Annotated in this window: 11 protein-coding genes and 1 tRNA gene; 4 read left to right on the forward strand and 8 right to left on the reverse strand. The window is 71.3% G+C overall.

What is annotated here, in order from left to right; translation table 11 throughout:
• Positions 1-237: 237 nt before the first annotated feature.
• Positions 238-837 (reverse strand): CoA pyrophosphatase, encoded by a 600-nt coding sequence (locus EXE46_RS15210; protein ID WP_137689202.1) that lies wholly within the window; start codon positions 835-837, stop codon positions 238-240.
• A 166-nt stretch (positions 838-1,003) separates the two neighbouring features.
• Between EXE46_RS15210 and proS the strand changes: the two genes are divergently transcribed.
• The 3 genes from proS to EXE46_RS15225 all read left to right on the forward strand — a co-directional run bounded on the left by proS (position 1,004) and on the right by EXE46_RS15225 (position 5,192).
• Complete coding sequence (gene proS / locus EXE46_RS15215) at positions 1,004-2,479, forward strand: proline--tRNA ligase (protein ID WP_137689203.1); 1,476 nt, start codon at positions 1,004-1,006, stop codon at positions 2,477-2,479.
• A gap of 138 nt (positions 2,480-2,617) precedes the next feature.
• Positions 2,618-3,844 carry a hypothetical protein gene (locus EXE46_RS15220; protein ID WP_137689204.1) on the forward strand — a complete coding sequence of 409 codons (1,227 nt, stop codon included), beginning with the start codon at positions 2,618-2,620 and terminating at the stop codon, positions 3,842-3,844.
• Positions 3,845-3,953: 109 nt separating this feature from the next.
• Positions 3,954-5,192 (forward strand): hypothetical protein, encoded by a 1,239-nt coding sequence (locus EXE46_RS15225; RefSeq protein WP_137689205.1) that lies wholly within the window; start codon positions 3,954-3,956, stop codon positions 5,190-5,192.
• Positions 5,193-5,638: 446 nt separating this feature from the next.
• Here EXE46_RS15225 and EXE46_RS15230 read toward each other — a convergent pair.
• The 6 genes from EXE46_RS15230 to btuC form a co-directional block, all read right to left on the reverse strand.
• Positions 5,639-5,711: transfer RNA gene (locus EXE46_RS15230), tRNA-Thr, on the reverse strand.
• A gap of 596 nt (positions 5,712-6,307) precedes the next feature.
• Entirely contained in the window at positions 6,308-6,697 is a 390-nt protein-coding gene (locus EXE46_RS15235) for a peptide ABC transporter ATP-binding protein (RefSeq protein WP_137689206.1), read from the reverse strand.
• The gene (locus EXE46_RS15240; RefSeq protein WP_137689207.1) at positions 6,684-6,905 is read right to left on the reverse strand and encodes a hypothetical protein; all 222 of its coding nucleotides are present in this window, start codon (positions 6,903-6,905) and stop codon (positions 6,684-6,686) included. The genes EXE46_RS15235 and EXE46_RS15240 overlap by 14 nt, the downstream gene beginning before the upstream one ends.
• An 83-nt stretch (positions 6,906-6,988) precedes the next feature.
• A complete protein-coding gene (locus EXE46_RS15245) occupies positions 6,989-7,984 on the reverse strand; it encodes a class I SAM-dependent methyltransferase family protein (RefSeq protein WP_137689208.1) in 996 nt (331 codons plus the stop codon).
• Between the two features lie 65 nt (positions 7,985-8,049).
• Positions 8,050-9,255: an ATP-binding cassette domain-containing protein gene (locus tag EXE46_RS15250; RefSeq protein WP_137689212.1), complete on the reverse strand. Its 1,206-nt coding sequence runs from the start codon at positions 9,253-9,255 to the stop codon at positions 8,050-8,052.
• A 23-nt stretch (positions 9,256-9,278) separates the two neighbouring features.
• Positions 9,279-10,445, reverse strand: coding sequence for a vitamin B12 ABC transporter permease BtuC (gene btuC / locus EXE46_RS15255; RefSeq protein WP_137689209.1), 1,167 nt, complete (start codon positions 10,443-10,445; stop codon positions 9,279-9,281).
• Between the two features lie 62 nt (positions 10,446-10,507).
• On the opposite strand from btuC, the gene EXE46_RS15260 reads away from it, so the two are divergent.
• A complete protein-coding gene (locus tag EXE46_RS15260) occupies positions 10,508-11,764 on the forward strand; it encodes a PGF-CTERM-anchored ABC transporter substrate-binding protein (protein ID WP_137689210.1) in 1,257 nt (418 codons plus the stop codon).
• 31 nt (positions 11,765-11,795) lie between these two features.
• Here EXE46_RS15260 and EXE46_RS15265 read toward each other — a convergent pair whose 3' ends face one another.
• Positions 11,796-13,043: a pyridoxal-phosphate dependent enzyme gene (locus EXE46_RS15265; RefSeq protein WP_137689211.1), complete on the reverse strand. Its 1,248-nt coding sequence runs from the start codon at positions 13,041-13,043 to the stop codon at positions 11,796-11,798.
• Between the last annotated feature and the right edge of the window lie 209 nt (positions 13,044-13,252).

A 13,252-nucleotide genomic window follows, 5' to 3' on the forward strand; every position in this document is an offset into this window, starting at 1 on the left:
GGGCGGTCCTCGCTCGTTCGCGTTGCTCACTCGCTGCGGTCCTACCGTCACCTGCGCCCGCCGCACGACTGGGGCTTCGGCGGTCTCCGTCACAGAGCTACTCCCGACGAAGCCACTCACATACGGCCGAGCGTCTGTGCGCTTCGGAGAGATTCCCCACGAGAACGCCGTTTATAAACAAACGACCGAGCGTTCGAGAACGACGACGCCAACGTCCGCAGCTACTTAAACAACTACTTAAATAGGCAGTTCCGCGTCCGCGCCGACGACGCGGTCCGGCTCCGCGGGCGCGCGCCAGTCGGTCGTCCGCTCCAACAGCTGGACGACCATCCGCCCCGTCACGCCCCAGACGGTGTAGCCGCCGACGTGGAAGTAGTGGACGCGGTGGTCGCCGTACTCCGGGTGGCCCACCCGTCGCTCCGACTCGTAGTTGTCGGGGTCGGTGAGCGCGTCGACCGAGAGGACGGCCACCTCCGCGACCTCCGACTCGTCGGGGACGTACGTCCGGTCGGGCGCGACGCCGACGAACGGGCGAACGGCGTACTTGCTCGACGTGCGCGTGTCGTCGATCCGCCCGACGACGTCGACCTCGTCCGGTCGCATGCCGACCTCCTCGTCGGCCTCGCGCAGCGCGGTGTCCGTCAGCGTCCGGTCGATCGGTTCGCGGCCGCCGCCCGGGAAGCTCATCTGCCCGGGATGCTCCCCGAGGTGCGCGGCGCGCTTGGTAAAGAGCAGGTGGGCGTCGCCGTCGCGCGCGATCACCGGCGCCAACACCGCCGCCTCCCGCCGCCCGGCGACCGACTGCGGCGCGTATCGACGGAGCCCCGACAGGTCCATGGGCGGAGTAGGCGACGCGAGGCGGTTAACGTTTCCCCGAATTTCGCTCGCGCGGGACGTGGCCGGTGCGCGTGCGTTCTCCCGATACGCGTGCGTTCGGCGCCCGACCGCGCCGCGGCGGTCGGGTTCGGACCTTTTAAGCCGGCGACACCCGCTTTCGAGAGTAATGAGCGACGACGACCAAGAACTCGGCATCACCGAGTCCAAGACGCACAACACGGGCGAGTGGTACGCCGAGGTCGTCCGGAAGGCCGGCCTCGCCGACTACGGCCCGGAGGGGATGAGCGGGTTCATCGTCACCCGACCGCGTGCGTACGCTATCTGGGAGCGCCTCCAGGGGTTCCTCGACGCGAAGTTCAAGGACACCGGCGTCCAGAACGCCTACTTCCCGATGTTCATTCCCGAGTCGTACCTCGAACGGGAGAAGGACATCGTCGAGGGGTTCGACCCCGAGGTGGCGTGGGTCGACGAGGCCGGGAACAAGGAGCTCGAAGAGCGGCTCGCGGTCCGGCCCACCTCCGAGTCGATCATCACGCCGTACATCTCGCAGTGGGTCCGCAGCCACCGCGACCTCCCGCTGCGCGTGAACCAGTGGTGTTCGGTCGTCCGGTGGGAGGCGACCGAGACGAAGCCGTTCTTCCGCACGAAGGAGTTCCTCTGGCAGGAGGGCCACACCGCGCACGCGACGCACGAAGACGCGTGGGAGGAGACGATGACGCGGCTCGACCAGTACGAGTCCGTCTACGAGGGCCTGCTCGCGCTGCCGGTCCTGAAGGGACAGAAGCCCGACCACGACAAGTTCCCCGGCGCGGACACGACGACGACCGTCGAGGCGCTGATGCCCGACGGGAAGTCGGTCCAGGCGGGCACCTCCCACCACCTCGGCCAGTCGTTCGCGGAGGCGTTCGACATCACCTACTCCGACGAGGACGAGGAGGAGCGCGTCGCCCACACGACCTCGTGGGGGCTCTCGTGGCGCGCGCTCGGCGCGCTGATCATGACCCACTCCGACGAGCAGGGGCTCGTCTTGCCGCACACGGTCGCGCCTACCCAAGTCGTGGTCGTCCCGATCTGGCAGGAGGACACGAAGGACGACGTGCTGGAGTACGCCGAGGGCGTGACCGACGACCTCGACGACGCCGGGGTCCGCGTCGAACTCGACGACCGCGACGAGCGCAACCCCGGGTTCAAGTTCAACGAACACGAGCTGAACGGGATTCCGCTCCGGATCGAGATCGGTCCCCACGAGGTCGAAGACGAGGAGCTCACCCTCGTTCACCGCCCCGACGGCGAGAGCGTCGAGGTCGACCGCGAGGGCGTCGCCGAGACCGTCCGCGAGGCGTTCGACGAGGTGTACGCCAAGCTGTACGCGACCGCCGAGGAGACCCTCGACGACGGCGTGCGCGAGGCGGACGACCGCGCCGATATCCTCGGGACGCTCGGCCAGCACGGCGGCTACGTGAAGGCGCCGTGGTGCGGCGACGAGGCCTGCGAGGAGCCGATCAAGGAGCCGATGGCCGCCGAGATCGTGATGGTCCCGTTCGAGGACGACGACCCCCTCGCCGACGGGGATCACGGCGAGACGTGCGCGATGTGCGACGACGACGCCGAGCGGACCGCGTACTTCGCGAAGACGTACTGAGCCTCAGCGTCGATTTTTCGACCGCGGCCCGCGATTTCGGTGTTCAATCCGTTCCCCGTCGAGTCCGGCGATTAATCCGGATTGATCCGGCTTAACCGAGTTTCGGATATATACGGACGGAGGAGTAAGGAGTCGGTGATGAACCGATGGATCGCAACCCTCGTCGTCGCGGCCGTCGCCGCCGCCGTGGTCGTGGGCGCCGCCGCCGCCGCGCCGGCGGGACCGGTGGCTCCGCAGACCGATTCGCCGACAAACGCGAGCGACGGCGAGAACGCGAGCGCCGCGAACGGGACGACCGATCTCAGCCCCGGTGAGCGGCTCTCCGGGGTCGTCGGCGTTCAGGGGGCCGAGATCGAGGGCGAGGTCGAGTCGCGCGCCTTCGAGGTCGGGCTCCGGAACGCCGAGACGAACGAGAGCCGCGCCGCCGTCGTCGCGGAGCGGCTGAACCGGACGGAGGAGCGGCTCGCGGAACTGGAGCAACGACAGGCGGCGCTCCGCGAGCAACGCGCCGCCGGCGAACTGAGTCAGGGCGCGTACGCCGCGCGAATGGCGACGACGACCGCGCGGATCGAGACGCTCTCCCGCGGCCTGAACCGGAGCGCGAGCGCGGCCGCCGAGCTCCCGGCCGCAGTCCGCAACGAGACCGGTGTCGACGAGGAGCGGCTGGCGACGCTCCGGACGCGCGCGAGCGAGCTCACCGGTCCCGAGGTCGCCGCCATCGCCCGCAGCGTGGCCGGCAACGGCGTCGGCGGGCCGGTCGCCCCCGAACGGCGCGGTCCGCCGGGGAACCGGACCGAACGCGGTCCGCCGGGGAACCGGACCGAACGCGGTCCGCCGGGGAACCGGACCGAACGCGGTCCGCCGGGGAACGAGACCGAACGCGGTCCGCCGGGGAACGAGACCGAGCGCGGCCCGCCGGGGAACGAGACCGAGCGCGGTCCGCCCGGCGGACGGTCGCTCGGAGCGGGGTCGGGAAACGAGTCAGTCGGAACGCCCGGGTCGGGCCCGGGAAACGGCTCGGCGGGGCGACCGAGCTCGGCCCCGGAGAACGGCTCGGCCGGACCGCCGGGGTCGGAGGGACCTGATTCGGCGAACGGATCGAACGGCGCCCCCGGAGCCGAGAACCCGACCGAGCCCGCTCCGGCGGGGTCGCCGGGGAACGGTAACGCGGCCGACGACGGGGGGAACGACTCCTCACCCGGCTCGCCGACGGGCACCGAGAACGGGTCCGAGCGCGGCGGCGGGCCGAGCGACGGCGCTCCCGGCGGAAGCGGATCGAACTCTGGATCGGGCGCTCCGTCGGTCGAAGCCGTCGCGGACGCGCCGCCGACGAGAGTGAGCGGTCCGTGGCGGCTCGATCCGTGAGCGACGCGGCCGGCGTGAGCGGGGACACCGGAGCGTTCCGACTCACGACGGCGGGTCCGAACCGTTCCGGATGGGAAGGAATTTACCCACCCTCCGTGTGACCTAGTCCGTGCAGCGAGCGTCGATCCTCCTTGCGGTCGTCGCCCTCCTCGGAGTCGCCGGTCTCGCGCTCGGCGCCGGCGGCGCGGGCGCGGTCCCGTTCGAGGGTGGTTTCGCCCAGATGGACGTCGAACCGGACGACGTGTCGCTGGAGGTCGATGTCCAGCCGGACGGCGACGCGCAGTGGACCGTCGAGTACCGGATTCGGCTCGGCACCGACGAGGAAGAACAAGCGTTCGAACAGCTCCGCGCGGACGTCGAGAACGACACCGAGGCGTACACGACCCGGTTCCGCGAGCGGATGGTCTCGACCGCGGCGACCGCGGAGTCGACGACGGGCCGCAACATGACCGTGTCGAACGCGACCGTCACCGCCGAGCGGCGCGAACTCCCGCAGGCGTACGGAGTGTTGACCTACCGGTTCGAGTGGACGAACTTCGCGGCCGTCGACGGCGAGCGGCTGCGCGTCGGCGACGCGGTCGACGGGCTGTTCTTAGACGGCTCCTCTTCGCTCATCGTCTCGTGGCCCGAGGGGTACCGACTCGGCGAGACGGCGCCGGAGCCGAGCGAGGTGCGCGAGCGGTCGGTCGTCTGGAACGGTCCGGTGGACTTCTCGGCGGGCCAGCCGCGGATCGAGGTCGCGCCCGCGGGTGCGCTCTCCGGACTCCCGACCGGCGGGCTCGTCGCCCTCCTCGCGGCCCTCCTCGCCGCGGGCGGCGTCCTCGCCTACCGTCGCCGGGACACCGCCGAGCGCGGCGCGGGAGCCGGCGAAACCGGCGAGAGCGCCACGCCGGCCGAAGGGAGTGTCGGAGGCGACGACGCGAGCGGGGCGGCCGCCGGGGCCGACGAAGGGGACGCCGGCGGTGCGGCGGACTCCGGCAGCGGCGACGACGCCGATACCGCAGACGGGTCCGAAGGCGGGGCGGACAGCTCGTCGCCCGTCGACAGCGAACTGTTGAGCAACGAAGAGCAGGTGCTCCGACTCGTCGAGTCGGAGGGCGGGCGGATGAAACAGAAGCGGGTGGCCGAGGAGTTGGACTGGACCGCCGCGAAGACGAGCCAAGTCGTGACGGGACTGCGCGACGAGGGCGACCTCGACGGATTCCGGCTGGGCCGCGAGAACGTCCTCTCGCTCCCCGACTACGATCGGGAAGCCGACGCGAGCGATGGAGAGGCGGACGACGAGAGCGACAGCTCCGACGACGAGAGCGGCGAAAGCGACGAAGGCGACGCTACCGGACGCGATTGACCGGGGCCGCGGGGGTCCCCGTCGACCGTGGTCCGTTCCGACTCACAGATCCCGCGAGCGACCGATGTGGCACAGCTCGCCCCCACACTCGCACTCACCGGGGGTGCCAGTTCTTCGACCGCATTCGAAACACTCGTACACTTCTCCGCCGTCGAACTCGTATTCTGGACGCATACAGACGGATACGCCTCCGTGATAGATAATCACTCACCTAATATTGTTTCAAGAATATAAATTAAAAAGCGAGCGTCGGTGACCGAACGATCGGAATTAGTCGCTCGCAAGATCGACGTAGCGAGAATACGGAAGGAACGGGCTCACTCTGGGCGAGTGACGGTAGAAGAGCCGGAGGAGGGATTGTGAACAACGTCTGGACTCGCTCGCGCTCGTCCGGCATCGTTCAAATACCGCTTTGGCTCCCGCTGCTCACGTTGTTCGCAGCAGGAAGCCGGAGGAGGGATTTGAACCCCCGACCTATTCCTTACGAAGGAATCGCTCTGCCAGCTGAGCTACCCCGGCACGCATGCTTCAATTCCCGGACGGAAAAATAAGGGTTCCGAAACGGGGGCGGGACGGCGATCCGATCGCCGAGCCGATACGCCGAGCCGTGCGGCGGAACCGGCGAACCGTTCCGGTAGTAACCGAACACTTGTCTTGAATCGCACCGGATTCTATCTAGATACGCACAGAAAACAGAAACACGATTCAAGTATATAAGGAAAAAGACTATATACTCGTCCGGAACTCAAATAATGTATGGGAACACCGCCCGCGTGCCGGGACGGCGGGGATCGAATCCCCCGGCGGTGCGTGCCCGGTCGAAGCCCGTACCGGGCGACGAGGGTCTTGCCGGTCGTCATCCCCACGGCGACTCGGCGCGGCCGTCATCCCAACCAGCGTTCCGTCGCGGCTACCGTGTAAATCGCGTCTCCGACGCGCCAAGCGCAAAATCGCCTCTGGTCCGACAGACCTCGCCGCGACCGCTTGTCATGTGACGGGCCCCGGCCGCGTCGCCCCATCCCCCTCGGGGCGACGCGGCGTTTTCGCTGTCTCGATCGTTCCTCGCGAGCGGTGCGACCGACCGCTGAGAGTGACCCGGACGTGCGAGCCTCCGGCTACGAGACCAGCCGCCGCGCCCGACGCACGGCCGCCGAGAGTCCACCGTAGCCGGCGCCGGCGACGCCCGCGAGCCGGAACTCCGCGGGAGCGACGCCGAGGCGGCGCGAGAGCGGGCCGGGACGCGCGTCGGCGCCCACAACCGCGACCGTTCGGTCGCGTACCCGGATGTCGGCGGTGAGGTCGCCGCGCGTCAGCTCTCCGATCGCGCGGTTCGAGACGGACGGGTCCGGAAGCCGACGAGCGATCCGGAGCGCGTCGGCGACGCGCTCGACCTCGACGAAGATCCGGCGGTCCGTCGCGTGGACCGGGAGATCCACGCCGTCGACCGAGAGGGTCAGGTCGTCGGTCGCTACCGAGAGGGCGTCCCGCGAGTCAGTCCCGCTCACGCGTAGTGACCCGAACGCCGCCGTCGATGTGCCACTCGGCGTGCTCGGCGTCGTCGCCCGTTCCGCTCGGTACCTCGACGGTCATCTCCTCGAACTGGTAGTGTATCTCGGCGTTGCGCCCGGTCAACCGGTCGTACAGTCCGATCGCCAGCTCCGGCCAAGTGGTCGTCTCGTCGATGCGCTCTTCGGGGTCTGCGGCGTCGCTCATGCGCCGTTATGTTAGGTAGTATCTCACATAAAGAAACGGCCTGACGATCCTGTGCCTTTATGACGAAGAGCGCGGCGACGCGCTCACCCGTCGACGCGCGTCAGCCGGACGTCGAGGCAGACGTTGTACTCGTGGGGGGCGTACGACCGGACGACGCGCTCGGTCTCGACGTCGACGGCGTAGGCGTCGCCCGCGGCCGCCTCGATGGCGCGGCGCCCCGGGCCGAACGGGTCGTCTTCGTGTTGGATGTCGTAGTAGTGGACGACGCAGTCGTCGCCCGCGAGCGAGACGGCGGCCTCCAGGAACTCGTCCGCGGAGTGCGGGAGGTTCATCACGAGGCGGTCGGCCGTGTCGGCGTGCGAGGCAGCGAGCTCGCGGACGTCGCCCGCGACGGCGGTGACGCGGTCCGCGACGCCGTTTCGCTCGGCGTTCTCGCGGAGGTACTCGACGGCGCGCTCGTTGAGATCGCAGGCGACCACGTCGGCTCCGCGGGCCGCAATCGGAATCGCGTACGGCCCCACGCCGGCGAACATGTCGACCACCGACTCCCCGACCGCGACCTGTTCGACCACGCGGTGGCGCTCGGTGGCGAGCCGCGGCGAGAAGTACACCGCGGCGACGTCCAGCAGGAACTCGTGGCCGTACTCGCGGTGGACGGTCTCAGTGCCGTTCCCGGCCAACACGTCCCACTCGCGGACCCGCAGCTCGCCCTCGATCGGCGAGGCGCGGTTTAAGACGGTGTCGCAGGGGAGGTCGGCCGCCATCACGGCGTCGGCGATCTCGCGGGCGCGGTCGTCGTCGTCCTCGTCGACGATGACGATGTCGCCGAGCCGCTCGATCGACGGCTCGTAGCCGAGGATCTCCGCCGGCGTCGTCGGGCGGTCCCGCGCCGCCGCGTCGCGCTCGACGATCCGGTCCGCGAGGTCGGCGGGCACCCGACCCCGGTCCGCGACCGGGATGTAGATCGTGTCGCCGTCGACGGAAATCTCGTGGTCGCCGTCGAGGGCGTCCGCGTCGGCGAGCCGACTCCGGACGGTCTCGCCGCGCTCGCGCTCGACGGCGACGCAGGGAACGCTCATCGTCGAAGGGACGCGAGCGAGCGAATAAACGGTGACGCTTCGCGGGCGGGAGCGCGGGCGAGAACTCACTCCCCGTCCGCGGTCGCGGCCGCGACCGCGTCGAGCAGTTCCGCGTCGTCGACGTCGGCGGCGAGCGGAACGACGCGGTCCGCGCTCGCGGCGACGTCGGCGTTCGGGCCGTCCGCGACCGCGGGGTCGGCGCCGGCGGCCGCGACTGCGATCGTCGCGTCCGCGTCGGCCGCGAGGTCGCGCGCCGCCGCGACCGCCTCCGGAGCGGGCTCCTCGAAAGGGGGCGCCGTCACCGCCGTCGCGCCCGCGTCCGCGGCGGCGCCGGCGGCCGCGTCGCCCTCGGGAACCACGCCGACGGAGGGCTCGTGGCCCGCCGCGGCCAGCCGGGCGACGACGCGAGCGGTCGGGCGTCCCGTCCCGATCACGTGGACGCGACGGGGGTCGACGTCGCTGTGCGGGAACGCCGTCACCGCGGGCGTCCCGGTCGCGGGGTTGCGGCCGACGAACGCCTCCGCGTCGAAGGCGGCGCCGACGGCCGACGCGGAGAGTACGTCCGCCGGCGGCCCGACCGCCCGGACGCCGCCATTGGCGAGGACCACGACCTCGTCGCAGTAGCGGGCGGCCGCGTCGAGGTCGTGAATCGCCGCGATCGCTCCTCGGTCGCCGTCGTCGACGAACGCGCGGACCAGTTCGAGCGTCTCGACCGCGTGGTTCACGTCGAGGCTGGCGGTCGGCTCGTCGAGGAGGAGGAGCGGGGCCGCCTGCGCCAGCGCCCGCGCGAGCAGCACGCGCCCGCGCTCGCCGCCGGAGACCTCGGTGATCGACCGGTCCGCGAAGCGCTCGACGTCCGCGGCCGCCATCGCGGCGTCGACCGCGGCGTCGTCCTCGGTCCCGTGGGCGTCGAAGCGGCCGAGGTGCGGCGTCCGCCCCATCTCGACGACGTGGCGCACCCGGAAGTCGAACGCGAGGTTCGTCGTCTGCGGGACGCTCGCGACGCGGCGCCCGACCTCGCGGGGCGACAGCGACGACGCCGGGGCACCCCCGAGGCGGACCGTTCCGGCGTCCGGCTCGACGGCGCCGGTCACGGCGCGCAACACGGTGGTCTTGCCGGCGCCGTTCGGGCCGACGAGGCCGACGAGCGAGCCGGGCTCGACCCGGAGGTCGACCCCGGAGACGACGTCGAGATCGCCGAAGGAGATCGCCACGTCCGACGCCGACAGGAGCGGGTCGTCGCCGGACGGCGGCGACGCGTCGGGCAGCATCTCGGTGGCGGGGCGGTCCGCGCTCACAGCTCCGTCACCTCTCTGGTCACGAGCAGGTAGACGAAGAACGGCGCGCCCACCGCGGCGGTGATGATCCCGACCGGGTACTCCGCGGCCGCCGAGCGCGCGACCGTGTCGGCCGCGACGAGGAACGTGCCGCCGGCGAGCGCCGCCGTCGGGAGCAGCACCCGGTGGTCGGGGCCGACGACGAGCCGGAGCATGTGCGGGACGATGAGGCCGACGAACCCGATCACGCCGGCGAACGCGACGCCGGCGGCCGTGACGAGCGCCGAGGCCGCGAGCAGCACCCGCTTCGTGCGCTCGACCGCGATGCCCAGCCCGCGGGCCTCCTCCTCGCCGAGCAGGAGGACGTTGAGGTCGCGGGCGTACGCGAGCAGGACGCAGAACAGCGGGGGGACGACGAGCGCGGTGACGGCCACCTCGCTCCACGCGGCGCCCGAGAGGTGGCCCATCAGCCACGCGACGATCTGCCGGAGCGACTCGCCCGCCTGTAGCTGGAGGTACGAGACGACCGCGCCGAGGAACGTCTGGACCGCGACGCCCGCCAGAAGGAGGGTGGCGACGGGCGTTCGACCGCCGCGCGTCGCGATCGCGTACACGCCGAAGGCGGCGACGAGCGCGCCGACGAACGCGAAGAGGCTGGTTCCGGCGCCCCGCGAGAGCGCGACCTCGACGGGGCCGAGGAGGGGGACGGCGACGGTCGTCGAGAGCGCGACGGGGAAGACGATGAACGCGACGGCGCCGACCGCCGCGCCCGAGGAGACGCCGATGATCGACGGGTCTGCCATCGGGTTGCGGAAGAAGCCCTGCATCACCGTGCCGGCGGCCGCGAGCGCGAACCCGACGAGCGCGGCCAACAGGATTCGGGGCAGCCGGACCCCCACGACGATCTGCTCGTGGACGGAGTCGACGGGGAACGCGAACGGCGACGCGAACGCGAGGTCGACGCCGGGCAGCGTGAGCGGGCCGACGCCCGGGACCGGCAGCGGCCCGACGCCGCTCGCGGTCGTCTCGATCCCGGCGGGGACGGAAAGCGCGTTCAACACCGATTTCACCACGGTCTCCGGCGGGATACGGACGGGGCCGACGGCGGCACTCGCGACGACGACGACCGCCAGCAGCGCGGCTCCCACAGCCGACCAGCCGGCCGATCGGAGCCACGGTCGCATGCGTATTCCAACACAACTTGTAGTAGGTAAATACTTATTGGACGAGTTCGGTCGTCGATCCGATGCGAGACAGCTTCGCGATCGCGATGGCCGTGCTGGTGACGACCGCCCTGCTCGGGGGCGTCGCCGGGACCGCCGCGGGCGCACAGCCGACGATATCGACCGACGGGCCGACGGCGGGGGCCGGGCCGGCGGTGGGCGCGGTCGGGGCGACCGGGACGGGCGTCGGCCCCGCGCAGACCGACGACGCCTGCGGGTTCCCGGTGGAGGTGACCGACGCGACCGGGGAGACGATCACCCTCAACGAGCGCCCCGACCGGATCACGACGCTGAACCCGTCCGCCGCCCAGACCCTCTGGGAGCTCGGCGAGCAGGACCGCGTCGTCGGCGTGAGCCAGTTCGCGTTCTACCTCGACGGCGCCGAGGAGCGCGCGAATGTCTCCGCCGAGTTCGGCGCGAGCGTCGAGCGCGTCGTCGACACCGAGCCCGACCTCGTGCTGGCGCCGAACTCCTCGGCGGCGGACGTCGAGCCGCTCCGCGAGCAGGGGCTGACCGTGTACCACTTCGCCGCGGCGACGGACATCGACGACATCGCGGAGAAGACGGAGACGATCGGTCGGCTCGTCGGCGCCTGCGAGGCCGCCGCCGAGACCAACGAGGAGATGTACGACGCCGTCGACGCCGCGGAGAACCGGACCGCCGACGTCGACCGGCCGGCCGCGCTGTACCCGCTCGGCGGTGGCTACGTCGCCGCGAACAACACGTTCATCGACGCGATCATGAACGCCGGCGGGGTGGACAACGTCGCCGCGGAGTACGAGGCGTACCCGCAACTCTCCGACGAGGTAATCTTAGAGTCGAACCCCGAGCTGATCTTGGTCACCGATCCCGAGGCCCCGATCCTCGAACAGGAACCGTACGCGAGCACGACCGCGGGCGCCGAGGGGAACTACGTGGTGATGAACGTGAACTACCTCAACCAGCCGGCGCCCCGCAGCGTGATCGAGTCGACGACGACGCTGTCGAACGCGGTAGTCGAGCTACAGGCGAACGGGAGCGAGTCGACGGACGGCGCGGACGACGGCTCGGCTGACGACGGCTCGGCTGACGACGGCTCGGCTGAAGACGGCGACTCCTCGGACGGCGGTGACACGTCCGAGGGCGGTGACACCACGGACGACGGCTCGTCGAGCGACGGCGGAGACGGGTCCGAGGGCGACGGCAGTACCGGGAACACGGGCGACTCGGCGCCCGGCTTCGGCGTCGTCGCGGCCGCGCTCGCCCTGCTCGCGACGGGACTGCTCGCGCGGCGCGACTGAATCGGCTCCGGCGCGGATCAGCGGCGCTTCTTTAAATTCCCTGACCCATCAGGTGGCTGCGCAGGATGTCGGGGGTCTTCAGGCCGGCGTCGGTGTTGAGCAGCACGACGGTCTCGTCGCCGTCGAAGAAGCCGTCCTCGGCGAGCGCCCACGCGCCGGCGGGGGCCGCGCCGCCCGCCGCGCCGGTCTCGACGACCTCGTTTTGCGCCACCGCGACCGCGCTCGCGAGGATGTCGTCGTCGTCGACGCCGACCGCGGTCCCGCCGCTCTCCGTGACCGCCTCGATCGCCGCGGCGCCGCCCGCGAGGTCCGGGATCTCCAGCTCGCCGCAGATCGTGTCCGGGGTCGACCACGGCTCCGGCTCGTCGAGGCCGCGCTCGACCGCGGCCGCGATCGGCGCGCAGCCCGCCGCCTGCGACGCGACCACTTTCGGGGTCCCGTCGATCGCGCCGATCCGGTCGAGCTCGTCGAACCCCTTATAAACGCCCGCGACGACCTCGCCCGAGCCGGTCGGGACGACGACGACGTCCGGCGCGTCGCCGAGGTCGGCGACGAGTTCGAACGCGACCGTCTTCGCGCCCTCGTGGCGGTACGGCGTCGCGAACTCGCCGAGGTCGGTGTAGTCGGTCTCCAGCTGCTCGTCGACCGCGGCGGCCGCGTCGGGGAAGCGCCCGCCGACAACGCGCATCTCGCCGCCGTGGACGTTCGTCATCGACTTGTTCGAGAACGCACAGCGGGAGGGGACGAACGCGTACGAGCGCAGGTCCGCGCGGCCCGCGTACGCCGCCATCGACTGCCCGGCGTTGCCCGGGCTCGCGCAGACGAGCGGCTCGACGTCCGCGCCGTCGGCCGCCCGCTTCGCGGTCGCGGTCACGGCCAGCGAGAGGCCGCGGTCGAGGACGGTTCCCGTCGGATTGCGCCCCTCGTCTTTGACGTACACCGCGTCGACGTCGAGCTCGTCGGCGAGTCGTTCGGTGGCGACGAGCGGCGTGCCGCCCTCGCCCGCGGTGAGCGCGTCCGCGGCCGGGAAGGGCAACAGCGCGTCGAAGCGCCAGTGTCCGCGGGCGGTCGCGGGCGCGGTCCGGGCGTCGCCGCTCGCGCCCCGGGCCGCGGGGTCGAACAGGTCGTCCGGGTCGACCGCGTCGTAGTCGTAGACGGGGTCAAGGCCGCGCGCCCGCTCGTCGTCGTCGATCGTCGCCGCGTCGGCGGTCTCGTGGACGCGTCCCGACGCCCGACTCTTCAGCCCGCGAAACGCCGGCGTGGTCTCGAAGTCAGCCATACCGAACCTTGCGGCGGCGGCGACTAATCGCTTCGCACTCGCGGTGGGAACGACGCCAGATAAACATGACAACGACGCGCGGTGGCGCGTGCCTGCGAGCGGCGCGAAGCGCCGCGAGACAGCACGCGCGAGGGAGTTGGCCGACCGAAGGGAGGCCGACGAGACTGGGGAGGGATGAGGTGCGGATGCTGTGCCGGGCGGGGTGGGAA

This window comes from Halorubrum sp. GN11_10-6_MGM (assembly GCF_005435165.1).
Classification (GTDB): Archaea; Halobacteriota; Halobacteria; order Halobacteriales; family Haloferacaceae; genus Halorubrum.